Origin of the sequence: Petralouisia muris, assembly GCF_004793545.1 — a bacterium.
GTDB classification, from domain to species: domain Bacteria; phylum Bacillota; class Clostridia; order Lachnospirales; family Lachnospiraceae; genus Petralouisia; species Petralouisia muris.
This window is the reverse complement of the sequence record NZ_SRYA01000012.1, coordinates 48576-70633: the sequence shown is the minus strand read 5'-3', so window position 1 is coordinate 70633 and position 22058 is coordinate 48576. Positions and strand designations below refer to the sequence as shown.

The window sequence follows — 22058 nt, the reverse complement described above, 5'->3', positions numbered from 1 at the left end:
TGTGTCAAATGGAGGTAATGCTATGAAAATGAGGTTAGACACAAAGAAAATTTACCTTGCAATGGCCGGAAAAGGTTTGACGGCTACAGAAATAGCCAAGCAAGGCGGCGTAAGCCAACAGGCGGTATCTAATGCGTTAAATGGCAACAGGATAGGAAAAGTAAAAGTTGTTCCTGCTATCTGTAAGGCATTGGATTTATCTGCAAAAGACATTGTAATTATTGAAGATTAGAAATTTAAAAATTGCTTTTCATCCTATTTTCTTATGGGATAACATCTATTCTCTTATCTGGCTATCTGACAGCCGCACAAACCGTAAACAATGCCATTCGCCATATAAGGCGAGCCATAGAAAGGAAGTGTATGCAGACCAGAGAAATAATAAATGCTCTCACAGAGCCGCAATCTCTGACAAGGGCAAAAGTGACCCGGACACTCACCAAAAAGCCGGACACCGGGAAATTATATCATATCCGGCGCAAGAAAGGAATAGAAAATTATGCACATTGTCAAAAGAATAAAGAAAAGGCTGAAAGCATGGAGAAACCATGTTGACGTTGCAGAGGTTCAAGCATTGTATGACTATCTCCGAAAAGATATTCTCAATAAAGCGGATATTCTGGAATTGCTGAAAAGTGAGGATTTTTCAAGCCTTGTAGATATGGCAGTATATGCAGAGCCGGGCGGTATGGCTTTATGGACAGCGATACAAGCCGCCTTTTGTATGGGATATGAAGCAGGAAAGGAAGGGCGGCACAGTGAGCAAAAATGATATTTTAGACCAGATTTTTACCGCTACTTCCAAATTGGAGTTAATGCAGACGGTTTTAGGCGTTTTAATTAACACAGTGGAAAAGGAGGAAGCCAACACACAGGAAAAAGCCTTGCATTTTGCGGCTAATCAGAATATGATTGGCGATTTTATTCATATCACGCTTGACGGAGTATATTTTGCTATTCAGACATTGAACGAAGCATATAACAACAACGAGCAGGACAAGGAACGCAAGGAAATTACCGAACTTCTTTCAAGTATTGATAATGCTTGGATTTTAGACCAGATTAAGCAGTTTACTATCAATATCACAAAGGAGGGCGGCGAGTAATGGGCGCAGAGGACTACAAGAAAGAAATTGTTTCCATGCTTGAAGATGTAACCGACATTCGCTCTTTACGATTCATCTATGGGGCAACAAAATACGCATACCAGGAAGAACAGGCGGTAAAGCGTATCAAGGACATGGAACGGAGGGGCATTGCGGAATGATGTATAAGCATTTAATCCTTAAAATGGCGCTTGCTATGGGTAATGAGGACTATTTATTTAAGATTTACCACTATATTCTTGCAAAGTACCGCAAAGAGGAACACGAGAAAGAGCATGAGGAAACACAGGAACGCAAAGCCGAGGTTATCCGCATTGTGTCCGAACTGGAAAGCCTTGATATTATCGAAAGCATATACAGCTTTATCGTGGGTATGTTGTCGGTAAAGAGAGGCGGTGCGGCATGAAAGAACATCTGATAAAACAAGTTATGGAAATCATGCAGAAGATTGAGGACACGCAAGACCTCATAAAGATTTATACTGTTGCGAAAACATACTATGAAATTCAGTTGGAGGAAGAAGTGAGGGCAGAGCATGGCGGAACACTACAAAACAAAGCTGATTGAAATGCTTGATAAGCTATCAGAAAAGGCATTGAAGCGTTTATATCAGCTTGCAGAATATCTTTATATTTACAAAGAGAAAGGCGGCGAGGAATGAGCAAAGACCACCACGAACCACCCACCAGCAGAAGCGACATAATGAAAAAACTTGATGAAATCCTGCTGAATACCTACGAAACACTGGACACGCTGAAAAGCATTACAAGGGAAAGTGAGGTAGAATAAATGGCAGACCTTAAAGCATTATGCGAAGAAATGAAAAAACTCCGCAAGCAGATTGACACAATACTTTATATTTCCGGTTATCGTGATTATGGCGATTTATCCGGGTTGGACGATTACAAGCAGATTAAGACAGCAGGCGAGCGGCAGAAGTTGGAGGAATACCGCAATATCCTTTACAAACTGGACGAGGTACAGGGCAATCTTGCCTATTATGACAAGCCAGTTAAAGAGGTTAGCACACTTCACATGAACAGTGATGGCAGATATGAAACAGCCAAAGGACACTACTACACAAGCGGAAGCGGCATAGAGTTTTTGCGTACCGAGGAAACCTATAACTATGATATGGATAAATGGGAAAATGCCAGGATATGGACTTGTAGCCAGGTTGAGAGCCGGAACGGAGAATATTATATTGTCGGCTATCCTGATGTGGAACTGTCCAGCTTGAAAGTGAGGGTAAGGGGGTAAGCGACAGGGGGAGCAATACAAAGTTGTTGTTTTCCCTCATTCACATTATCTGAAAGAATGGAGGTTGTGTTATATGGCAGAAAAGAGAAAAGATAGTAAAGGGCGAGTTTTACAAAAAGGTGAGCATCAAAGAGCGGATGGAACATATCATTATACATGGTTGGATGCAGTTAAAAAAAGACATTATGTATATGCTAAAACATTGCCGGAATTGCGAGAAAAAGAACAGGAATTACAAAAGGATATTTTAGATGGAATCGACACAACAAGCGGTAAGATTACTCTGAATCAGCTTTTTAAGATGCATATGGAATTGAAAAATGATTTGAGAGCGACCACAAGAGAGAATTATAACAGAATGTGGCACAACACTGTGGAAGCATCTGCTATTGGAAAGAAAAAGATTTCCGATATAAAGCAAGTACATGTCAAGGCTTTTTATGCCGATTGCGTTAAGGCAGGATTGAAACGGAACACAATTAAACTGATTCACAATTTGATTTTTTCATCCTTTGAATTGGCGGTTGATTCTGATTTTATAAGGAAGAATCCGGCAAAGGGAGCAATGGAGAATATCAAGCAGGATGCCGGGGAGAAGATACCGTTGTCGGAAGATGAAATAAAAAGGTTGATGGATTTTTGTATCAACAACGGTACATATTCTATCCATATTCCATTCCTTACAATCGCCATCGGTACTTGTCTGCGGTGTGGAGAACTTACCGGTCTTACATGGGGCGATATAGACATGAAAAACCGTACAATTAGCGTGAATCACCAACTGATCTACAAAATTTTGGTGACGGTTGCAAGTTCCATGTCAGTGAGCCTAAAACGGATGCTGGGAAAAGAACCATACCCATGACGGAAGCGGTTCACAGGGCATTTGTGGAGCTAAGAAAGCAGAATCTGAAATTAGGTAGACGGAGTGATGCAGAAGTGGATGGATATAGCAATTTTGTATTTGTCAGTGGCAACGGACAGCCATTTGCGATAAATGCGATCAATAGTTTTCTTCTGAATATGGAAAAGGCGTATAATAAAGCACATCCAGAGGAAACTATACCGCACCTGTCAGCGCATATTTTAAGGCATACCGGGTGTACCTTGCTTGCATCCGCAGGAATGGATATAAAGGCATTGCAGAACGTCATGGGGCATTCTGACGCAAGTATCACGATGAATGTATATAATCACAGTAGCTTTGAGAGAACCGAAAAGGAAGTGCAGAGAATTGATAATGTAATCAATTTTTAATAGCTAGAGAACCGCCGTCAATGATTGGATGGCGGTTCTCTATGTGTAAAAAGCAAAAAAAATGTGTAAATGGTATGTAAATCAGATAAAATATATAAGCATGAACAGCCGGAAACCGCATAAAATCGTTACTTCATAAAATTTTCACACAATTTTAGCACTCACCTCTTGACATTGCTAATAATAGGCGTTATAGTACGGTTAGAACAAAACAAAAGCAAACTTGAAATACTCCTTTTGTTTTGGCATAAAGCTATCAAAATAACAAATAATAATCATAGAAGCATTTGTAAGGAGGAAGGACCTATGTTAGTACCAAGTATTTTCAATACCAGTCTCAGCAATGATTTTTTTAATGATTCTTTTGACAATATGTTCCGGGACGCTTTTCGCTCACCCTTCGGCAGCATGAACAGCGCTTCCTATATGTCTACCGATATTCAGGATTTGGGAGACAAATATCAGTTGGAAGTGGAATTGCCGGGATACGAGAAGAAAGATTTAAAAGCAGATTTGAAGGACGGATATTTGACGATTTCTGCAGAACGCAATATCAATAAGGAAGAGAAAGATGAAAAAGGAAAGTTTGTACGCCGGGAACGTTACATGGGAAGCTGTCAGAGAAGCTTTTTTGTAGGGAAAGAAGTAAGGCAGGAGGATATTCACGCCAGCTTTGAAAACGGCATTCTGAAACTTATCGTTCCCAAGAAAGAGATTCCGGCCGTGGAGGACAGAAAGTATATAACAATTAAATAAATATTCTATTTGCATATAGGAAGTCCTGGTTCTGTCTCAAGAGGAAGAGCCAGGGCTTTTCTTATTTGATGGGAAACCCTTGTTACGCTAACTTATGCGGCAATCTTTTTCATTTTTCTTGCAGGAAACTCTTTTTATTATGGGAAAATAGTTGTATAATAGGAAAATGTAGCGAAAAGTCCTGTACAGCAGGCAGAAGAAAGGAGAACTCGATCATGGATATGGATATCAAAGAAGAAGACTTGAAGGAAATGTTTGAAGTTTCCAGACGGAAATTAGAGGATGGCTTTCAGAAAAAAGATTTAGGCGCCATTCACGATGCAGCCATCAGCTTGTCGGAGATAACATATATGTTGGACTTTTTTAACGTTGAAATATAAAAATGCAATGGGAGATTCCCGGTAAAGGAGAAGATAGATGAGTAAAATCAGAACAAGATACGCGCCAAGCCCCACAGGGAAAATGCATGTGGGCAACCTGCGCTCCGCATTGTATGAATTTTTAATTGCAAAACATGAAGGCGGAGATTTTATGCTTCGGATTGAAGATACCGATCAGGAGCGTTTTGTGGAAGGAGCCACAGACATTATTTACCGTACGTTGGATAAGGCCGGGTTAAAGCATGACGAAGGCCCTGACAAGGACGGAGGATTCGGCCCTTATGTGCAGAGTGAGCGGATGCAGACAGGAATCTACATGAAATATGCCCTGGAATTAGTAGAAAAAGGAGAGGCATATTACTGTTTCTGTGACAGAGAACGTCTGGAATCTTTAAAGACAGAGATTGTAGAAGGCAAGGAAATTATGATGTATGACAAACACTGTCTGTCTTTGTCAGAGGAAGAGGTGAAAGCAAATCTGGCTGCCGGAAAGCCCTTTGTGATCCGGCAGAATATTCCAAAAGAAGGAACCACCACGTTCCATGATGAATTGTACGGAGACATTACGGTGGAAAATGCAGAGCTGGATGATATGATCCTGATTAAATCCGACGGATATCCTACTTACAATTTCGCAAATGTGGTGGACGACCATACGATGAACATTACCCATGTAGTGAGAGGAAATGAATATCTTTCTTCTTCCCCTAAATATCAGCGTCTTTATGATGCCTTTGGCTGGGAATCGCCGGTATATATCCATCTGCCCCTGATCACCGATGAAAACCATAAGAAACTTTCCAAGCGGAGCGGACATGCATCCTTTGAAGATTTGCTGGAGCAGGGGTTTGTGACCGAAGCAGTTGTGAACTTTATTGCGCTTTTGGGGTGGAGTCCGGAGGAGAACCGGGAAATTTTCTCTTTAGAAGAATTGATTCAGGAATTTGATTATCACAGAATCAGTAAATCTCCTGCCGTCTTTGACATGGTAAAATTAAAATGGATGAATGGGGAATATTTAAAAGCCATGGATTTCGACCGGTTCTATGAGTTGGCAGAACCCTATTTGAAAGAGGCTGTGAAGAAGGAGTATGACCTGAAAAAGATTGCAGCTATGGTAAAGACCAGAATTGAAATTTTTCCGGATATTGCAGAGCATGTGGATTTCTTTGAAGCCGTGCCGGAATATGATGTGTCTATGTATGCCCATAAGAAAATGAAGACCACGCCAGAATCTTCCCTTGAGGTACTGCGGGAACTTCTGCCCATTTTTGAAGCGCAGGAGGACTATTCCAATGATGCATTATATGAGACGCTCTGCAATTATGTAAAGGACAAAGGATGCAAGAACGGCTATGCCATGTGGCCGGTGCGCACTGCGGTATCCGGCAAGCAGATGACGCCTGGGGGAGCTACAGAGCTGATGGAAGTTCTTGGAAGGGAAGAATCTGTGGCAAGGCTTAAGGCAGCCATTGTAAAACTGGAGAAGGAATTATAATTTATGAGTTTAAACAGATCTCAGGCGGAAGCGGTCAGACATATCAACGGGCCTATGCTGGTACTGGCAGGCCCGGGGTCTGGCAAGACCTCCGTTATCACAGAGCGAACGAAACAGTTGATTGCCAGTCAGGGGATAGATCCATCCCATATTCTTGTGATTACATTTACCAAAGCGGCTGCATCAGAGATGAAGGAGCGTTTTTTTCGTCTGATGGGCGGAAAGAATTATCCAGTGACCTTCGGTACCTTTCATGCCGTCTTTTTTCATATTCTGAAACATGCCTATGGGTTCCACGGAGGAAATATTATCCGGGAAGAGCAGAGATTCCAGTTTATGAAAGAAATTATTCAAAAGATGCATCTGGAATACCAGGATGAAAATGAATTTGCCGGAGATTTGCTGGGTGAAATTTCTTTGATGAAAAACACAGGAATTTCTCTGGAACATTATTATTCCAAAAATTGCGGCAAAGAGATTTTTGAACAGATTTATCGGAATTATGACAGCAGGATGAAACAGAGCCGCCTGATTGATTTTGACGATATGCTGGTATACTGTTATGAACTGTTCGACCAAAGAAAGGATATTCTGTCCGCATGGCAGAGAAAATATCAGTATATCCTGATTGATGAATTTCAGGATATCAACCGCCTGCAGTTTGATATTGTAAAAATGCTGGCGCTGCCGGAAAACAATCTCTTTGTGGTGGGAGATGATGATCAGTCCATTTACCGGTTCCGGGGAGCAAAACCAGAATTGATGCTGGGATTTGAAGAAGCATATCCCAAGGCAGGGAGGGTATTATTGGATATTAATTACCGCTCCTGTCCTGCTGTAGTGGAATCCTCCCTGCGGCTGATTTCTCACAATGCAGAACGGTTTGATAAAAAGATACAGCCGGGGATATGCCAGGCTGGTCAGGATAACAGGCAGGGCGTAAAGTATTTCCTCTGGGAGAACCAGAAGGAAGAAGGAAAAGCAATTATTGAACAGATTTTAAAGGATTGCAGGGAAGGGGACAGCTATAATGACTGCGCAGTGCTGTTTCGAACCAACACTCAGCCCCGGCTGTTTATGTCCCAGCTCATGGCGTATAATATTCCTTTTCGCACCAGAGATAATATTCCTAATCTCTATGAGCACTGGATTACCCGGGATATTTTAACTTACATACGGCTGGCTCAGGGAAGCCGGGCAAGGAAAGATTTTCTGCAGATTATGAACCGGCCCAACCGCTATATTACCAGAGAGAGCCTGGAAGAAGATACCATTGCCCTTGATGTCTGGGCAGAATACTTTTATGATAAAAAACAGCATTGGGTAGCGGAGCGGATTGAGCAGTTAGAAGGTGATTTGCGGGTGTTAAGCAGAACAGGTCCTTTTGCAGCCATCAATTATATCCGTATGGGAATTGGTTATGAGGAATTTTTGAAAACTTACGCCCAATATCGGAGGATTAGTGAAGACAATCTGCTGGAGGTGCTGGAAGAACTGCAGGACGGAGCCAAAGAATTCTGTACCTATGAAGAATGGTTTGCCCATATGGAAGAATATACAAAAGAATTACAACGGCAGAAAAAACAGCAGGAGATGCTTTCTGAATGCGTTTCCCTTGCCACCCTCCATAGTGCAAAAGGGCTGGAATATAAAAGAGTGCATATCATCGACGTAAATGAAGAACTGATGCCCTACAAAAAAGCTGTTCTGGATGCAGATTTACAGGAGGAACGCAGAATGTTTTATGTAGGCGTTACCAGGGCAAAAGAAAATTTGTATATCCACAGTGTAAAGAAGTACAATGGAAGAGAAGTGGATGTTTCCAGGTTTGTGGAAGAAATGCAGGCGCAGGCAGCGGAATAACCGCTGCCTGCGCCTGGGAAAAATCATTCTTGTGGGTGCTGCAGTGCTAATCATCTTCCAGCAGGGCATCCCATTCTGCTTCTTCCAGCAAATCATCAAAGCACGCTGAAACTGCCTGAAATTCCTTTTCTTCTTCAATATTTTCCAATGAGGGGTTGCCGTCATCATCTTCGAAATAGCGGTAGATAAAGACCTCGCCCTCTTCATTGTCATCGCCCTCTTCGTCCAAAGGAAGCAGTGCAATGTAATCCTGATCCTCCATTTCAAAAATAGTCAGAATCCGGCATTCCACTTCGGAATTATCATCCATAGATAGCGTAACGCGGATGTCAGAATCATCCTCTTCTAATACGTCATGTTCTGAGTGGGTATTTGGCTTATTGCTCATGGGGCGGCTCCTTTCCTATATAATAGCCTGAATATAGAGTTCCGGATGCTTGGACAAATCCAGATAGGTAACGGCGGCAGTGCTGACCACGGGACGGGAAAGAAATTGCCGGTTAATCATTATAACCTTTCCAGAAGAACCGTCGTTTAACAGAACTGAATTGCCGATGTAAGTATCAATAATATGGTAGAGGAATGGCAGCAGATATTTCGTTTCGTACCGCTCAAATCCTTTTCGTTCAAAGGTGGCAATCACGTCAAAGGGGCAAAGACCCTTCCGGTGGCAGCGGTTGCTGGTCATAGCGTCATATACGTCAGCAATCGCAATGATTTTGGCAAAATCTGAGATTTCATTTCCTTTCAGCCCAGAAGGATAGCCGGAACCGTCACAGCGTTCATGGTGCATCAAAACGGCAGAACGTATCCGTTCATCAACAGCGCTTTGACTATCGGTAAGAATCTGAAGTCCCAGAGTCGGATGTTCTTGGACATGTTTAGACTCTTCTTCTGTCAAAGGCCCCGATTTATTGAGCACTTTTGGATCAATCATGCACTTTCCAATGTCATGAAGCAGTCCTGCCAGAGTCAGAGTCTCTAGTTCTTCTCCGGATATGTCCAGCCATTCTCCCATCATACGGGAGATGATGGCTACATTGATGCTGTGAGCATAGGTAGTGTCGTCAATCTGGCGCATGTTATGCAGCATATCAAATACAGAAAGGGATGTAAGGTGGTTGGAATACAGGCTGCTGACCTGATCCAGAAGCGCATCGGGATCTAACGGTTCTTTCTTATCGATTAACTGCTTATAACAATCCTTCAGCATATTTGTTTTCTTGTTAAAGTCTACTTTAAATTCGTGGAATTTACGGCTTTTCTTTACTTTCTGGGCATAAGTTTCACGATTTGCTTCCGAGGCAGGCGATGCAGTATCCAAAGAAGTGTCATTGATATCCTTTTCCGGAATAATGGAAATAAACTCAACGCCATAGAATTCAAGATAAGTAATTTGCTGAGAAGTCAGTATGGTATTTGCAGGGAAGAGAAGCTGCCCTGTCTTACTGTACACGGGTTCGGCAGTCACCATTCCTGCGGACAAATCTTTTGTAGCTGTTTTGATCATTATGGTTTCCCCCTTTGTTGTGACAGCAGCAGATTCCCGTTTGAAGAGCTCTGTCATATAATTCATAAATCTTATTATGAATAGCATATCATATGCAAGGAAAAATTTCTACTATCATATGGAAAAAAATCGTATTTTTTGATTGACAAAGGATTTTTTTGTGATATACTTTGAGTGTCAAAATATTTGAAGATTAAAAGGAGATTATAGAAATGTTTGAAAGAATGAAAGAAATTATTGCAGAGCAGTTGAGCACAGAAGCAGATGGAATTACATTGGAAACTTCTTTTAAAGATGACCTGGGAGCAGATTCTTTAGATTTATTTGAACTGGTTATGGCTTTAGAGGATGAATATTCCGTGGAAATCCCCTCAGAGGACTTAGAGAAGCTGGCAACAGTTGGGGATGTAGTAGAGTATTTGAAGGAAAAAGGTGTGGAATAAGAGATGCAGCAGTTTAAAACAAGAATTACAGATCTGTTACAGATAGAGGTTCCTGTTATTCAGGGAGGAATGGCCTGGGTGGCAGAACATCATCTGGCAGCGGCAGTGTCTGCCGCCGGTGGATTGGGAATTATCGGAGCGGCCAATGCCCCGGCAGACTGGGTAAGGAATGAAATCCGTAAGGCGCGGGAGCTGACGGATAAGCCTATTGGCGTAAATGTGATGCTTTTAAGCCCTTATGCCGATGAAGTGGCCCAGGTGCTTGTGGAAGAGAAGGTGCCTGTTATTACCACCGGCGCCGGAAATCCTGGAAAATATATGGAAATGTGGAAAGCAGCCGGAGCAAAAGTAATTCCGGTAGTGGCAAGTGTGGCTCTGGCAAGAATGATGGAACGTGGCGGTGCAGATGCAGTCATTGCAGAAGGCACAGAATCCGGAGGGCATATCGGCGCAGCCACCACTATGACATTGGTGCCTCAGGTTGTGGATGCAGTGAAGGTGCCGGTGATTGCCGCCGGCGGAATTGGCGACGGGAGAGGAATGGCAGCCGCTTTTATGCTTGGCGCAGAGGCAGTGCAGCTTGGGACCAGATTTGTGGTGGCGAAAGAATCCATCTGCCATCCCAATTATAAGGAACGGATTATCAAGGCGAAAGATATTGATTCTGCGGTAACGGGGAGAAGCCACGGCCATCCCATCCGCCAGCTCCGCAATCAGATGACAAAAGAATACATACAAAAAGAGCAGGAAGGCGTTCCCTTTGAAGAACTGGAGCTATTAACCGTAGGCTCCCTGCGGAATGCAGTGATGGAGGGGGATGTGAAGCACGGAACCGTTATGGCAGGCCAGATTGCAGGAATGATTCATAAAGAGCAGACTTGTCAGGAAATTGTAGAAGAGATAGTGAAGGAAGCGAAAGCTTTGATGCAAGGAGTGTAAAATGAGAAAAATTGCATTTATCTTTCCAGGCCAGGGTGCACAGTACACAGGAATGGGAAGAGATTTTTATGAGAATTTTGACAGGGCAAAAGAAGTGTTTGCCATTGCGGGAAAAGTATCCGGAATGGCAATGGAGGAGTTGATTTTCCGGGAAAATGACAATCTTCATATTACAAAATACACACAGATTGCAATGCTGACGGTAGAACTTGCTATTTTAAGAGTGCTGGAAGAAAAAGGAGTGACTTCTTCCGTAAATGCAGGTTTAAGTTTAGGAGAATATGCCGCATTGACAGCCTCCGGCGGTTTAAGCATGCGGGATGCATTAGAGCTTGTGGTGAAACGCGGCAAGTTTATGCAGGAAGCGGTTCCTACCGGCGGAGCGATGACGGCGGTAATGGGCCTTGACGCAAATACAGTGGAAACAATCTGTGAAGAGACGGAAGGGATAGTTTCAGTGGCGAATTATAACTGTCCAGGGCAGATTGTTATCAGCGGAGAGGAAAAGGCGGTAAATAAAGCGGCGGAAAAGATGAAAGAAGCCGGTGCAAAACGGTGTATGCCTTTGAACGTCAGCGGTCCATTCCATTCCAGAATGCTTGAAGAAGCCGGGAAGAAACTGGCAGATGAACTGGAACATGTGTCAATCGGAGAACTTACCACGCCTTATATTTCTAATGTAACAGCAGAATATGTGCTGGACAAAGAAGATGTGAAAGGGTTGTTAGAGCAGCAGATTTCCTCTTCCGTGCGCTGGCAGCAGAGTGTGGAGCTGATGGCGGCAGAAGGAGTGGACACATTTATTGAAATCGGACCTAAAAAAACGCTGTCCGGTTTTCTGAAAAAAATTGCGCCGCAGCTTGACAGTTACCATGTAGAAACTGTGGAAGATATGGAAAAACTTCTGGAAATCCTGAAAGTAGATGTAAAATAGGAAGGCTGGGAATTCATAATGAGATTAGAAGGAAAAACAGCTCTTGTTACCGGAGCTTCCCGGGGAATCGGCAGAGCCATAGCGTTGAAGCTGGGGGAAGAGGGAGCCATGGTGATTGTAAATTATAATGGTTCCAGGGAATCGGCAGAGCAGGTAGTATCTGAAATTATTAAAAAAGGCGGCAAGGCTGTAAGTTTTGGATGCAGTGTGTCAGATCCGGAAGCGGTGGAAGCCATGATGAAGAAGATTGTGTCAGAGCAGAAGCGGCTGGACATTTTGGTAAATAATGCAGGAATTACCAGAGATAACCTGATTCTTAAGATGAAGGAAGAAGAATTTGACGCAGTGCTCGACACCAATTTAAAGGGGGTGTTTCACACCTCCAAACATGCGGCAAGACAGATGTTAAAGCAGAAATCGGGATGTATTGTAAATATTTCTTCCATTTCCGGTATTCTGGGTAATCCAGGCCAGACCAATTATGCGGCTTCCAAAGCAGGCGTGATTGGGTTTACAAAATCTTTGGCCAGAGAGCTTGCTTCCAGAGAAATACGCGTCAATGCAGTGGCTCCCGGATTTATTGAGACAGAAATGACGGAGAAACTGCCGGAGTCGGCTGTGGAGGCCGGCAAAGCCCAGATTCCTTTCGGACGTTTCGGCAAGGCGGAAGAAGTGGCAAATGCAGTGTGCTTTTTAGTTTCTGAGGAAGCATCTTATATTACAGGCCAGGTATTGCAGGTAGACGGCGGCATGGGCATGTAAGGAAGGAGACAGAATGAAGAGAGTTGTAGTTACCGGCATGGGCGCCATTACGCCCATTGGATTAAATATAGAAGAATTTTGGGAAGGGCTGAAAGAAGGGAAAACAGGATTCAGTGAAATTACCCAGTTTGATACATCGGATTTCAAAGTGAAGGTAGCGGCAAGCGTCAAAGGATTTGAAGGAAAAAATTATATGGATGTGAAATCCGCCAAACGTATGGAATTGTTCTGCCAGTATGCAGTTGCAGCCGCAAAAGAAGCTCTGGAGCAGTCTGGTATTCAGATGGAACAGGAGGATCCTTATCGGGTGGGCTGTGCCATTGGTTCCGGCGTTGGAAGCTTACAGGCATTAGAGCGGGAGCACAAGAAAATGCTGGAACGGGGACCGGGCAGGATTAATCCTCTGCTGGTGCCGTTGATGATAACCAATATGGCGGCAGGAAATGTTTCCATCCAGTTTGGGTTAAAGGGAAAAAGTCTGAACGTGGTAACTGCCTGCGCCACCGGCACTCACTCCATCGGAGAAGCCTTCCGCACTATTCAGACAGGGGATGCAGACGTAATGGTGGCAGGAGGAACAGAAAGTTCCATTACCCCTATTGGAATCGGCGGATTTACCGCGTTAACCGCATTATCTTCCAGTAATGATTGCAGCAGATGTTCTATACCCTTTGATAAAGACCGCAGCGGATTTGTAATGGGAGAAGGAGCAGGTGTGGTAGTATTGGAAGAATTAGAGCATGCCCAAAAGCGTGGCGCTCATATTCTGGCGGAAATTGCAGGATACGGAGCTACCAGCGATGCTTATCACATTACTTCTCCGGCAGAGGACGGCATGGGAGCTGCTATGGCAATGAAAAACGCCATAAGGGATGCAGGGGTATCACCAGAAGAGATAGAATATATTAATGCCCATGGGACCAGTACTCACCACAATGATCTGTTTGAGACAAGAGCCATTAAGCTGGCCTTCAAAGAACATGCATATCACATGAAGATCAATTCTACCAAATCCATGATTGGCCATTTGTTGGGAGCAGCCGGAGCAGTGGAGGTAATTGCATGTATTCTGCAGATGCAGCATGACTATATCCATGCAACTGTGGGCTTGCAGGAATCAGAGGAAGAATTAGATCTGAATTATATGAAAGGCAATGGAATAGAGAAGAAATTTAATTATGCTTTAACAAATTCTCTGGGCTTTGGAGGACATAATGCCAGCCTTCTTTTGAAAAAGTTTGAAGAACAGGAGTAATGATATGGAATTTGATAATCTTGTGAAATTAATTCAGGCAGTTTCCGAATCAGAGCTGACCCGCTTTTCCTATGAAGAAAACGGAGTGTCCATTTCCATGAAAAAGGATAAGAAGCAGAAGCTGGTCACGATAAATAATGTGGCAGAGACCACGGGAAGCGGACTTCCGGTTCTTACAGCAGCAGAAACAGCAGGTGCGTCAGGAATTTCAGGCGGCAATGAAAGCGGGCAGGCAGAGGGAAATGTTGTGAAATCTCCGTTGGTGGGAACCTTTTACAGTGCGCCGGATCCGGAATCGGAGCCTTTTGTAAAGGTGGGCGATCCTGTATCTAAGGGCCAGGTGCTTGGAATTGTGGAAGCTATGAAGCTGATGAATGAAATTGAAAGTGATTACGACGGTATTGTGAAGCAGATTCTGGTATCCAATGAAGATGTCATTGAGTACGGCCAACCGCTGTTTATAATTGGATAAATAAGCGCTGGATAGACGGTAATTAGTAAATAATTAAATTAGAATTGTATTATATTGTCAGGAGGGACTGTTATGTCACTGATGGGAACCAGAGAGATTATGGAAATCATTCCCCATCGTCAGCCTTTTTTGCTGATCGACACTATAGAAGAGCTGGAGCCGGGAAAGCGGGCGGTAGGGAAAAAATGCGTAACCTATAATGAACCGTTTTTTGCAGGCCATTTTCCGGGAGAACCAGTGATGCCGGGCGTGCTGATTGTAGAAGCGCTGGCCCAGACCGGGGCGGTTGCCATATTAAGCCAGCCGGATTTCAAAGGAAAGACTGCTTATTTTGGAGCGATCAACAATGCCAGGTTCAAGCAGAAGGTGGTTCCGGGGGATGTGCTGACGTTGGAACTGGAAATTGTAAAACAAAAAGGGCCGGTAGGCGTGGGAAGCGCAAAAGCTATGGTAAATGGAAAAGTTGCCGTAACTGCAGAGCTTACCTTTGCCGTGAATTAGTGCTGTGTTTAGCCAGAATTTTCATTAGCGAAAAGAGAGCGTGGAGCAGAAGAAAAAGGCTTACATAATTAATAAAAGTTAAAGGAGCATTTTATATGTTTCAGAAAATATTGATTGCCAACCGGGGAGAGATTGCAGTTCGGATTATTCGGGCATGCAGGGAAATGGGAATCCTGTCGGTGGCAGTATATTCAGAGGCAGATCGGGAATCACTGCACACACAGCTGGCAGACGAAGCAGTCTGTATTGGGAAGGCTCCGGTAGCAGACAGCTATTTGAATATGGAGAGAGTCTTAAGTGCAGCCATTGCCACCAAAGCCCAGGCAATCCATCCGGGATTTGGATTTTTATCGGAAAATGAGCATTTTGCAAATATGTGTGAAAGCTGCGGCATTGCATTTATCGGGCCTTCCGGTGAGATTATCGGTAAGATGGGAAATAAATCACAGGCAAGGCTCACTATGATGGAAGCGGGGATTCCGGTGATTCCAGGAACGAAAGAGCCGATCTATGAGTGGGAACAGGGATTGGAAATCGCAAAAGAAATTGGATTTCCGGTAATGATAAAAGCCTCCTCCGGAGGCGGCGGAAAGGGAATGCGCGTTGCTGCAGACATTTCAGAATTTGAAAACCATTTTCGGCTGGCACAGCAGGAATCTATCAATGCCTTCGGGGACAATACCATGTATATTGAAAAATATATCGAAGAGCCCAGGCACATTGAGATTCAGATTCTTGCAGATAAATTTGGAAAGGTACTCTGGCTAGGAGAGCGTGACTGCTCCATTCAGAGACGTCATCAGAAAATGTTAGAAGAATCTCCCTGTGCAGTAATGACAGAAGAGCTGCGGCAGAAAATGGGTGAAACAGCGGCTCTGGCAGCGAAAGCAGCCTGCTACGAAAATGCAGGAACGATAGAGTTTTTGCTGGATAAGCACAAAAATTTTTATTTTATGGAAATGAATACCAGAATTCAGGTGGAGCATCCGGTCACTGAGATGGTAACAGGGATTGACCTGGTAAAGGAACAGATTCGGATTGCGGCAGGAGAGCCGCTGCATATGCGCCAGGAAGAGATTGTATTGAAGGGTCATGCCATTGAATGCAGAATTAATGCAGAAGATCCTGAAAGAAATTTCATGCCCTGTCCGGGAACCGTGAAGGATTTGCATTTTCCTGGAGGCAACGGCGTGCGGATTGAGTCTGCTTTGTATAATGGATATGCCATTCCGCCTTTTTATGACTCCATGGTGGCGAAGGTGATTGTACATGGAGAGGACAGAGAGGACGCCATTCGGAAAATGCGCAGCGCACTGGGGGAAGTGGTAGTGGATGGAATTACCACCAATCTGGATTTCCAGTATGATATGCTGAATCATCCGGTATTTTTGTCAGGAAATGTCAATACGAATTTTATTCCGGAATATTATGAATCAGAGGAAAGTAGGGAAATAGATGCTGAAGTTTAAGAAAACAGGTTCTGTGTTTACATCAGGAAAAGAACCCACCGTACCGGAAGGACTATGGATCAAATGCGAAGGCTGCGGGGAGCTTCTCTACAAGGAAGATGTCAGGCAGAATCATTATATTTGTTATAAATGCGGAAAATATTTCCGTGTCAGCACAAAGAAACGTCTGCGGATGGTAGCGGATAAAGGCACTTATGAAAAATGGGACGAAGGGATTGAAAACAGGGATCCCCTGAATTATCCGGATTATCAGGAGAAAACGGCGTCCTTAAAGGAGCGCTTACGGATTGACGAGGCAGTTACCTGCGGCCGGTGCGCCATTCACGGAGAGCCAGCGGTAGTCTGCGTCTGTGACGGAAGGTTTTTGATGGGAAGCATGGGTTATGTAGTAGGAGAAAAAATTACCAGGGCTGTGGAACAGGCCACCAAAGAACAGCTTCCAGTCATTATTTTTACCTGTTCCGGCGGTGCGAGAATGCAGGAGGGAATGGTTTCCCTGATGCAGATGGCAAAAACTTCCGCCGCATTGAAGCGTCATTCTGAGGCAGGGCTTCTCTATATTTCCGTTCTGACCGATCCTACCACCGGAGGCGTCACAGCCAGTTTTGCTATGCTGGGAGATATTATTCTGGCAGAACCAGGGGCATTGGTGGGATTTGCAGGCCCCAGGGTGATTGAACAGACCATTCGCCAGAAATTGCCGGAGGGCTTTCAGCGGGCGGAATTTCTGCTGGAGCATGGGTTGATTGACAATATTGTGGAACGGGAAGACCTGAAAGAAACCCTGGTAAAATTCATTGTGATGCACAGGCAGGTGGAAGCAAAAGAGGCGCTGATTCCAAACCGCAGGAAGCATGCCAGAGAAGCTGGAAATTCCAAGGGGACGGAGCGGGCATCCGCCTGGGAAAGAGTACAGCGCGCCAGAGCCCAGGACAGACCAGGGGCGTTGGAATATATCCAGGAAATATTTACAGATTTTACAGAGCTTCACGGCGATCGGCATTTTGCAGATGACGGAGCCGTTGTAGGCGGAATCGGATATCTGGACGGCTGTCCGGTGACTGTGATTGGGCAGCAGAAAGGGAAAACCACCAAAGAAAACATTACCAGAAATTTCGGAATGCCCTCACCGGAAGGCTATCGGAAGGCGTTGCGGCTGATGAAGCAGGCAGAAAAATTCCGCCGTCCCATTATTTGTTTTGTGGATACGCCGGGAGCGTTTTGCGGCATGGAAGCGGAAGCGCGGGGACAGGGAGAAGCGATTGCAAGGAATCTTTTTGAAATGTCAGACCTGACAGTTCCCGTACTCAGCATTGTGATCGGCGAAGGCGGCAGCGGCGGAGCGCTTGCCCTTGCAGTCGGAAATGAAGTGTGGATGATGGAAAACGCCACTTATACTATTTTATCCCCGGAAGGATTTGCTTCCATTATGTGGAAAGACGCGTCCAGGGCGCCAGAGGCGGCAGAACAGATGCGCGTGACAGCAGAAGATTTGAAAGAACTGGGGATCATTGAAAAGGTAATTCCGGAGCCTCAGCCGGCAAATTCCCAGAATGTAGAGCGGATTGCAGAAACCATGCAGGAGGAGATACGCAGATTTCTCCACAGATATCTTCCCATGGATGGACAAAAGCTGACAGAACAGAGGTATGAAAGATTTCGGAATATGTAGAATGCCCCAGCGGAGTGAAAGACTTCGGAATATACAAAGAAGCAGGCAATAACGGAACAGGAAGGAAGATATCATGCGCAGACCATTGGAAATCAGAGATTTAAAAGCGGAAATTCCTGTGATACAGGGAGGTATGGGCGTTGGAGTCAGTTTGTCTGGGCTTGCTGGAAATGTGGCAAAATGCGGCGGAATAGGAATTATTTCCACGGCCCAGATCGGCTATCAGGAGCCGGAGTTTGACCAGTTTCCCATTGAGACGAATTTAAAAGCAATCAAAACCCAGATCAGCCGCGCAAAAGAAATTGCAGAAGGCGGGATAATAGGAGTAAATATTATGGTGGCAACCAGGCGGTATGGAGAGTATGTCCGTGCTGCTGCAGAAGCCGGAGCAGATCTGATCATCTCCGGGGCAGGTCTGCCTACCAATCTTCCTGCTTTAACAGGGAATGCTAAGACAAAGATAGCGCCCATTGTATCCTCTCTGAAATCGGCGTCAGTCATTTGCAGGCTGTGGGATCGGAAATATGGGCGCTGTCCAGATCTTGTAGTCATTGAAGGGCCGAAAGCAGGAGGGCATCTTGGCTTTTCTCTGGATGAATTAAAAAATATGCAGGAAGAAGACTATGAAACAGAAATCAAACGCATCATAGAACTGGTAAATCAGTACAGCGAAAAATATCAATACCATATCCCTGTGGTTGTGGCCGGGGGAATTTATGATGGGAAAGATATGAAGCATATGCTGGAATTAGGGGCAGACGGGGTACAGGCGGCCACCCGTTTTGTGACTACCTGGGAATGCGACGCCAGCGAATCCTATAAGGAAGCATATCTGAAAGCAGGAAAAGAGGATATTCAGATTGTAAAAAGTCCGGTAGGTATGCCGGGAAGGGCAATTCGTAATCAGTTTATTCGGGAAACGGAACAAAGCAGTCAATCAGTTCTTTTAGAAAATGAGGAGCATTTCGGTGGAAAAAATAGCTGGAAATGCCATCAATGTCTAGAAAAATGCAATCCGAAAGAAATTCCTTACTGTATCACAGATGCATTAATCAATGCAGTCAAAGGTAATATAGAGCATGGTCTGATATTCTGCGGCTCCAACGCATGGCGGGCAGAAAAAATGGAGCATGTGTCAGAAATCATGAAAGAATTCGCAGAATATTTGTAAAAAATAAAACTCCTGGAAAAATATCTTTCCAAATTCCCCAGAAGTTGCTATAATGAAAAAAGAAGCATAAAAATTGTTCGAAAACCTGTTCCGATGAGGAAGATTTCAAATAGAACAGGAAAGAGACAGGACGTTACAGAAAGAGGAAGAGACATCAAGGGAGGCATATATGAATTTTCAAATCTGTTCCGGAAATCAGGAAAAAGCAGGCGTAACTAAGAAGAAGGACATCATTTCATTTTCCAGACAGGCGGCGAGAAATTCTATCTGCTATCTGCTGCTATATCCCAAAGATAACAGTCCGGCTCTGAAGATTCCTATGAAAACCCAGGGAAATTGTGATACTGTGTACACAGTTGGAATTCAGGGATTAGACTGGAAGAATTATGACTACAATTTTGAAATAAACGGGGAAGAGGTAACTGATATTTATGCCCGCAGAATCACTGGGCGGGAGGTCTGGGGGGATGCGGCCCGCAGACCGAGAGAACAAAAGAATGAACCGTTTGTTCCGCAAAAAGAGAAGCGGAGAATGGAGCAGCTTCAGGGGAAAGGTATTCTGGCAGAGAAGAGGCAGAAAGAAGAAAATTGTGCTGGAAAAGTTAAAAGTTCATTTTATTTTTCAGAATTTAAATGGAAAGATAAGGTATATGAGGGAGTTAAAAAGGAAGACATGGTAATTTACAAGCTCCATGTCCGCGGGTTTTCTATGGGCATGCCGGGAAACAGCCCCCGGCGGGGAACGGTGGAGGCAGTGGAACGGAAGCTGGATTATTTGAAGGGGCTTGGAATTACAACGCTTTTGTTTATGCCAGTATATGAATTTGAAGAAATACTGCTGCTGGACGAAAGCAAAGAACAGACTCAGCCGAAGGATGTGATTAATTGCTGGGGGTATACAGTGGGAAGCTACTTTGCACCCAAGGCTTCCTACCTTGGAAAAGGGAATAATCCAGATAACCTAAAACGCCTGATTCAGAAAATGCATGAGAAGCAAATGGAATGTATTTTGGAGTTTTATTTCCCTAAAAAAATAAATCCACATTTAATTGTTGATGTTTTGCGTTATTGGAACAGGGAATATCACGTGGATGGATTTCGGCTGTTAGGATGTCCCTCGGTGGCGGAGTTGTTGGCCCAGGACAGCAGGCTCAGCGGCTGTAAGCTGTTTTTTGACGGCTTTCAGGAGGAATTTGCAAAGGATAGTCAGCGGTTCGGCCCCAGGCTGTTTTCTTATAATGAAGAATTTCTGTATGAAGTGCGCAAGGTTCTGAACCGACAGAGCGGCAGCATTTATGAGTTTGCCTGCCAGATGCGCAGGCAGCAGGAACATCAGGGATATGTGAATTTTATTGCAGAAAACAATGGATTTACCCTTTGGGACGTATTTTCTTATGAACATAAGCATAACGAACTGAACAGAGAGGGAAACAGGGACGGGAATAACTGGAACTGCAGCGCAAACTGCGGCCAGGAGGGAATCAGCCGAAAGCGTCAGGTGAATGAATTGCGCCGGCGCCAGGTGAAGAATGCTCTGGCAGTGGTATTTCTGGCACAGGGGATTCCTATGATATGGATGGGAGATGAGTGCGGCAACAGCCAGAGGGGGAATAACAACGCTTACTGTCAGGATAATGAGACTGGCTGGAAAGACTGGAAACGGACGACAGCCAGCCGACAGCTTATTTCTTATGTGGAGAAGCTTTCCACGCTCAGAAGCGCTTACCCTATGCTGCGCAGTTCCCATCCATTTCAGATGCAGGATTATGGCAATAAAGGGTGTCCGGATCTTTCCTATCACAGTGACGGAGCGTGGAAAATGGACTTTGGCATGAACAGGGGATTTCTCGGCATGTTTTATTTCGGCGCTTACGCCGGAAGGAAAGAAAACCTGTATGTGGCATGGAATTTCCAGACAGTTCCCCAGAAATTCGCCCTTCCTGGGGGAATGAAATGGAAATTACTGCTTAATACGGCATTAGAGCCTGCCGTATTGGAAGAACAGGAGGAACTGGGAGAGATACGGGAATTCCAGGCAGAAGAACGTTCTGTCTGCCTGTTAAGAGGCGAAGCGTTTTCGGAAGAAAAAACAAGAAAGAGACGAAAAAAATCAGAGAGCACAGCTGCTGCAGCGAAAGGGGAGAAGAAATGACAGAACAGAAATTTGGTCTCAGCGGGTTTGCGCTGAAGTGGATTGCTATGCTGTCCATGCTGGCAGATCATACCGGAGCAGTGTTATTTCCCCAATATATCCAGCTTCGGATGATTGGCAGGATTGCATTTCCTATCTATTGTTTTCTTCTGGCAGAAGGGGCCGTCCACACCAGGAATATCCGCAAATATGAGATGCGTCTGCTGCTGTTTGCCCTGATGTCCGAGATTCCTTTTGACCTGGCCTTTTCTTCCGGAATGAACTTTCGCCATCAGAATGTATTTTTTACGCTGTTTCTGGGATTAGTAGTGGTAGAACAGTATCAGAAAAACAGAGATAAATTAAGTTCATTTTTAATTTTTGTAATAGTTATGTTGTTAGCGGAATTTCTGAACACGGATTATGGAGCGGCTGGAGTAGTCTTTATTTTAATATTTTATCTTTTATATCAGTATACCTTAGGAAAACAGGCTGCCTTTGCGGCGGCCAATTTCTTGATGTATCAGGGCGGCATACAGGCATATGCGGGGTTTGCAGTAATTCCCATGCTGCTGTATAACGGGAAGCGGGGACCGTCTATGAAGTATCTTTTTTATGCATTTTATCCGCTGCATTTGCTGGCAATTTATTTCATATGTAAAATCATGTATTAATTATT

29 protein-coding genes are annotated in these 22058 nt (G+C 44.3%); 27 read left to right on the top strand and 2 right to left on the bottom strand.

Going from position 1 to position 22058, the window contains the following annotated elements:
- Nucleotides 1–22: 22 nt before the first annotated feature.
- The 15 genes from E5329_RS07750 to E5329_RS07705 all read left to right on the top strand — a co-directional run bounded on the left by E5329_RS07750 (nt 23) and on the right by E5329_RS07705 (nt 8120).
- The gene (locus E5329_RS07750; protein ID WP_135988999.1) at nt 23–232 is read left to right on the top strand and encodes a helix-turn-helix transcriptional regulator; all 210 of its coding nucleotides are present in this window, start codon (nt 23–25) and stop codon (nt 230–232) included.
- A 267-nt stretch (nt 233–499) separates the two neighbouring features.
- Entirely contained in the window at nt 500–772 is a 273-nt protein-coding gene (locus E5329_RS07745; protein WP_135988998.1) for a hypothetical protein, read from the top strand.
- Nucleotides 759–1106 carry a hypothetical protein gene (locus E5329_RS07740; RefSeq protein WP_135988997.1) on the top strand — a complete coding sequence of 116 codons (348 nt, stop codon included), beginning with the start codon at nt 759–761 and terminating at the stop codon, nt 1104–1106. The genes E5329_RS07745 and E5329_RS07740 overlap by 14 nt, the downstream gene beginning before the upstream one ends.
- On the top strand, nt 1106–1267 hold the full coding sequence (locus E5329_RS29665; RefSeq protein ID WP_168356551.1) for a hypothetical protein: 162 nt from the start codon (nt 1106–1108) through the stop codon (nt 1265–1267). The genes E5329_RS07740 and E5329_RS29665 overlap by 1 nt, the downstream gene beginning before the upstream one ends.
- Nucleotides 1264–1512 carry a hypothetical protein gene (locus E5329_RS07735; protein ID WP_135988996.1) on the top strand — a complete coding sequence of 83 codons (249 nt, stop codon included), beginning with the start codon at nt 1264–1266 and terminating at the stop codon, nt 1510–1512. The genes E5329_RS29665 and E5329_RS07735 overlap by 4 nt, the downstream gene beginning before the upstream one ends.
- Nucleotides 1509–1673, top strand: a complete 165-nt coding sequence (locus tag E5329_RS30550; protein ID WP_275443102.1) for a hypothetical protein — start codon at nt 1509–1511, stop codon at nt 1671–1673. The genes E5329_RS07735 and E5329_RS30550 overlap by 4 nt, the downstream gene beginning before the upstream one ends.
- The gene (locus tag E5329_RS30545; protein WP_275443101.1) at nt 1642–1767 is read left to right on the top strand and encodes a hypothetical protein; all 126 of its coding nucleotides are present in this window, start codon (nt 1642–1644) and stop codon (nt 1765–1767) included. Before E5329_RS30550 ends, E5329_RS30545 begins: the two co-directional genes overlap by 32 nt.
- The gene (locus E5329_RS30540) at nt 1764–1895 is read left to right on the top strand and encodes a hypothetical protein (protein WP_275443100.1); all 132 of its coding nucleotides are present in this window, start codon (nt 1764–1766) and stop codon (nt 1893–1895) included. Before E5329_RS30545 ends, E5329_RS30540 begins: the two co-directional genes overlap by 4 nt.
- Nucleotides 1896–2366, top strand: coding sequence for a DUF5348 domain-containing protein (locus E5329_RS07730; RefSeq protein WP_135988995.1), 471 nt, complete (start codon nt 1896–1898; stop codon nt 2364–2366).
- A 73-nt stretch (nt 2367–2439) separates the two neighbouring features.
- On the top strand, nt 2440–3231 hold the full coding sequence (locus E5329_RS07725; protein WP_135988994.1) for an integrase DNA-binding domain-containing protein: 792 nt from the start codon (nt 2440–2442) through the stop codon (nt 3229–3231).
- Nucleotides 3228–3623 (top strand): tyrosine-type recombinase/integrase, encoded by a 396-nt coding sequence (locus E5329_RS07720; RefSeq protein ID WP_135988993.1) that lies wholly within the window; start codon nt 3228–3230, stop codon nt 3621–3623. Before E5329_RS07725 ends, E5329_RS07720 begins: the two co-directional genes overlap by 4 nt.
- A 306-nt stretch (nt 3624–3929) precedes the next feature.
- Entirely contained in the window at nt 3930–4379 is a 450-nt protein-coding gene (locus E5329_RS07715) for an Hsp20/alpha crystallin family protein (protein WP_135988992.1), read from the top strand.
- Nucleotides 4380–4594: 215 nt separating this feature from the next.
- The gene (locus E5329_RS29660) at nt 4595–4759 is read left to right on the top strand and encodes a hypothetical protein (protein ID WP_168356550.1); all 165 of its coding nucleotides are present in this window, start codon (nt 4595–4597) and stop codon (nt 4757–4759) included.
- 37 nt (nt 4760–4796) lie between these two features.
- On the top strand, nt 4797–6257 hold the full coding sequence (gene gltX / locus E5329_RS07710) for a glutamate--tRNA ligase (protein WP_135988991.1): 1461 nt from the start codon (nt 4797–4799) through the stop codon (nt 6255–6257).
- Between the two features lie 3 nt (nt 6258–6260).
- The gene (locus E5329_RS07705; RefSeq protein ID WP_135988990.1) at nt 6261–8120 is read left to right on the top strand and encodes an ATP-dependent helicase; all 1860 of its coding nucleotides are present in this window, start codon (nt 6261–6263) and stop codon (nt 8118–8120) included.
- 46 nt (nt 8121–8166) lie between these two features.
- Here the strand turns inward: E5329_RS07705 and E5329_RS07700 are convergent, their stop codons facing one another.
- Together E5329_RS07700 and E5329_RS07695 are read right to left on the bottom strand one after the other, a co-directional pair.
- On the bottom strand, nt 8167–8508 hold the full coding sequence (locus E5329_RS07700; protein WP_135988989.1) for a DUF1292 domain-containing protein: 342 nt from the start codon (nt 8506–8508) through the stop codon (nt 8167–8169).
- 15 nt (nt 8509–8523) lie between these two features.
- On the bottom strand, nt 8524–9630 hold the full coding sequence (locus E5329_RS07695) for an HD-GYP domain-containing protein (RefSeq protein ID WP_135988988.1): 1107 nt from the start codon (nt 9628–9630) through the stop codon (nt 8524–8526).
- Nucleotides 9631–9842: 212 nt separating this feature from the next.
- Between E5329_RS07695 and acpP the strand changes: the two genes are divergently transcribed.
- From acpP to E5329_RS07635, 12 genes are all read left to right on the top strand, one after another.
- Nucleotides 9843–10073 carry an acyl carrier protein gene (gene acpP / locus E5329_RS07690; RefSeq protein ID WP_135988987.1) on the top strand — a complete coding sequence of 77 codons (231 nt, stop codon included), beginning with the start codon at nt 9843–9845 and terminating at the stop codon, nt 10071–10073.
- Between the two features lie 3 nt (nt 10074–10076).
- Nucleotides 10077–11012, top strand: a complete 936-nt coding sequence (gene fabK, locus E5329_RS07685) for an enoyl-[acyl-carrier-protein] reductase FabK (RefSeq protein ID WP_135988986.1) — start codon at nt 10077–10079, stop codon at nt 11010–11012.
- 1 nt (nt 11013) lies between these two features.
- A complete protein-coding gene (gene fabD / locus E5329_RS07680; protein WP_135988985.1) occupies nt 11014–11946 on the top strand; it encodes an ACP S-malonyltransferase in 933 nt (310 codons plus the stop codon).
- 18 nt (nt 11947–11964) lie between these two features.
- Nucleotides 11965–12708, top strand: coding sequence for a 3-oxoacyl-[acyl-carrier-protein] reductase (fabG, locus tag E5329_RS07675; protein WP_135988984.1), 744 nt, complete (start codon nt 11965–11967; stop codon nt 12706–12708).
- 13 nt (nt 12709–12721) lie between these two features.
- Nucleotides 12722–13963 carry a beta-ketoacyl-ACP synthase II gene (fabF, locus tag E5329_RS07670; RefSeq protein WP_135988983.1) on the top strand — a complete coding sequence of 414 codons (1242 nt, stop codon included), beginning with the start codon at nt 12722–12724 and terminating at the stop codon, nt 13961–13963.
- A 4-nt stretch (nt 13964–13967) separates the two neighbouring features.
- Nucleotides 13968–14435, top strand: coding sequence for an acetyl-CoA carboxylase biotin carboxyl carrier protein (accB, locus tag E5329_RS07665; RefSeq protein WP_135988982.1), 468 nt, complete (start codon nt 13968–13970; stop codon nt 14433–14435).
- Nucleotides 14436–14507: 72 nt separating this feature from the next.
- Nucleotides 14508–14936, top strand: coding sequence for a 3-hydroxyacyl-ACP dehydratase FabZ (gene fabZ, locus E5329_RS07660; RefSeq protein WP_135988981.1), 429 nt, complete (start codon nt 14508–14510; stop codon nt 14934–14936).
- Between the two features lie 95 nt (nt 14937–15031).
- Nucleotides 15032–16405, top strand: a complete 1374-nt coding sequence (locus tag E5329_RS07655) for an acetyl-CoA carboxylase biotin carboxylase subunit (RefSeq protein ID WP_135988980.1) — start codon at nt 15032–15034, stop codon at nt 16403–16405.
- The gene (locus tag E5329_RS07650) at nt 16392–18077 is read left to right on the top strand and encodes an acetyl-CoA carboxylase carboxyltransferase subunit alpha (protein ID WP_135988979.1); all 1686 of its coding nucleotides are present in this window, start codon (nt 16392–16394) and stop codon (nt 18075–18077) included. The genes E5329_RS07655 and E5329_RS07650 overlap by 14 nt, the downstream gene beginning before the upstream one ends.
- Nucleotides 18078–18150: 73 nt before the next feature.
- On the top strand, nt 18151–19248 hold the full coding sequence (locus tag E5329_RS07645; protein ID WP_135988978.1) for an NAD(P)H-dependent flavin oxidoreductase: 1098 nt from the start codon (nt 18151–18153) through the stop codon (nt 19246–19248).
- A 169-nt stretch (nt 19249–19417) separates the two neighbouring features.
- A complete protein-coding gene (locus E5329_RS07640; protein ID WP_135988977.1) occupies nt 19418–21400 on the top strand; it encodes an alpha-amylase family glycosyl hydrolase in 1983 nt (660 codons plus the stop codon).
- Nucleotides 21397–22053 (top strand): TraX family protein, encoded by a 657-nt coding sequence (locus E5329_RS07635; RefSeq protein ID WP_135988976.1) that lies wholly within the window; start codon nt 21397–21399, stop codon nt 22051–22053. Before E5329_RS07640 ends, E5329_RS07635 begins: the two co-directional genes overlap by 4 nt.
- The last annotated feature ends 5 nt before the right edge of the window (nt 22054–22058 follow it).

What these genes read in the sequence shown, in the direction of transcription:
- E5329_RS07635 (WP_135988976.1), top strand. Translation starts at nt 21,397, where the DNA reads ATGACAGAACAGAAATTTGGTCTCAGCGGGTTTGCGCTGAAGTGGATT.
- E5329_RS07700 (WP_135988989.1), bottom strand. Translation starts at nt 8,508, where the DNA reads ATGAGCAATAAGCCAAATACCCACTCAGAACATGACGTATTAGAAGAG.
- E5329_RS07720 (WP_135988993.1), top strand. Translation starts at nt 3,228, where the DNA reads ATGACGGAAGCGGTTCACAGGGCATTTGTGGAGCTAAGAAAGCAGAAT.
- E5329_RS07745 (WP_135988998.1), top strand. Translation starts at nt 500, where the DNA reads ATGCACATTGTCAAAAGAATAAAGAAAAGGCTGAAAGCATGGAGAAAC.
- fabK (WP_135988986.1), top strand. Translation starts at nt 10,077, where the DNA reads ATGCAGCAGTTTAAAACAAGAATTACAGATCTGTTACAGATAGAGGTT.
- fabG (WP_135988984.1), top strand. Translation starts at nt 11,965, where the DNA reads ATGAGATTAGAAGGAAAAACAGCTCTTGTTACCGGAGCTTCCCGGGGA.
- E5329_RS07705 (WP_135988990.1), top strand. Translation starts at nt 6,261, where the DNA reads ATGAGTTTAAACAGATCTCAGGCGGAAGCGGTCAGACATATCAACGGG.
- E5329_RS07695 (WP_135988988.1), bottom strand. Translation starts at nt 9,630, where the DNA reads ATGATCAAAACAGCTACAAAAGATTTGTCCGCAGGAATGGTGACTGCC.
- fabZ (WP_135988981.1), top strand. Translation starts at nt 14,508, where the DNA reads ATGTCACTGATGGGAACCAGAGAGATTATGGAAATCATTCCCCATCGT.
- E5329_RS07750 (WP_135988999.1), top strand. Translation starts at nt 23, where the DNA reads ATGAAAATGAGGTTAGACACAAAGAAAATTTACCTTGCAATGGCCGGA.
- E5329_RS07725 (WP_135988994.1), top strand. Translation starts at nt 2,440, where the DNA reads ATGGCAGAAAAGAGAAAAGATAGTAAAGGGCGAGTTTTACAAAAAGGT.
- E5329_RS07735 (WP_135988996.1), top strand. Translation starts at nt 1,264, where the DNA reads ATGATGTATAAGCATTTAATCCTTAAAATGGCGCTTGCTATGGGTAAT.
- acpP (WP_135988987.1), top strand. Translation starts at nt 9,843, where the DNA reads ATGTTTGAAAGAATGAAAGAAATTATTGCAGAGCAGTTGAGCACAGAA.
- E5329_RS07640 (WP_135988977.1), top strand. Translation starts at nt 19,418, where the DNA reads ATGAATTTTCAAATCTGTTCCGGAAATCAGGAAAAAGCAGGCGTAACT.
- E5329_RS29660 (WP_168356550.1), top strand. Translation starts at nt 4,595, where the DNA reads ATGGATATGGATATCAAAGAAGAAGACTTGAAGGAAATGTTTGAAGTT.
- E5329_RS07655 (WP_135988980.1), top strand. Translation starts at nt 15,032, where the DNA reads ATGTTTCAGAAAATATTGATTGCCAACCGGGGAGAGATTGCAGTTCGG.
- E5329_RS30550 (WP_275443102.1), top strand. Translation starts at nt 1,509, where the DNA reads ATGAAAGAACATCTGATAAAACAAGTTATGGAAATCATGCAGAAGATT.
- E5329_RS07715 (WP_135988992.1), top strand. Translation starts at nt 3,930, where the DNA reads ATGTTAGTACCAAGTATTTTCAATACCAGTCTCAGCAATGATTTTTTT.
- E5329_RS30545 (WP_275443101.1), top strand. Translation starts at nt 1,642, where the DNA reads ATGGCGGAACACTACAAAACAAAGCTGATTGAAATGCTTGATAAGCTA.
- E5329_RS29665 (WP_168356551.1), top strand. Translation starts at nt 1,106, where the DNA reads ATGGGCGCAGAGGACTACAAGAAAGAAATTGTTTCCATGCTTGAAGAT.
- fabD (WP_135988985.1), top strand. Translation starts at nt 11,014, where the DNA reads ATGAGAAAAATTGCATTTATCTTTCCAGGCCAGGGTGCACAGTACACA.
- gltX (WP_135988991.1), top strand. Translation starts at nt 4,797, where the DNA reads ATGAGTAAAATCAGAACAAGATACGCGCCAAGCCCCACAGGGAAAATG.
- E5329_RS07645 (WP_135988978.1), top strand. Translation starts at nt 18,151, where the DNA reads ATGCGCAGACCATTGGAAATCAGAGATTTAAAAGCGGAAATTCCTGTG.
- fabF (WP_135988983.1), top strand. Translation starts at nt 12,722, where the DNA reads ATGAAGAGAGTTGTAGTTACCGGCATGGGCGCCATTACGCCCATTGGA.
- E5329_RS30540 (WP_275443100.1), top strand. Translation starts at nt 1,764, where the DNA reads ATGAGCAAAGACCACCACGAACCACCCACCAGCAGAAGCGACATAATG.
- E5329_RS07730 (WP_135988995.1), top strand. Translation starts at nt 1,896, where the DNA reads ATGGCAGACCTTAAAGCATTATGCGAAGAAATGAAAAAACTCCGCAAG.
- E5329_RS07650 (WP_135988979.1), top strand. Translation starts at nt 16,392, where the DNA reads ATGCTGAAGTTTAAGAAAACAGGTTCTGTGTTTACATCAGGAAAAGAA.
- accB (WP_135988982.1), top strand. Translation starts at nt 13,968, where the DNA reads ATGGAATTTGATAATCTTGTGAAATTAATTCAGGCAGTTTCCGAATCA.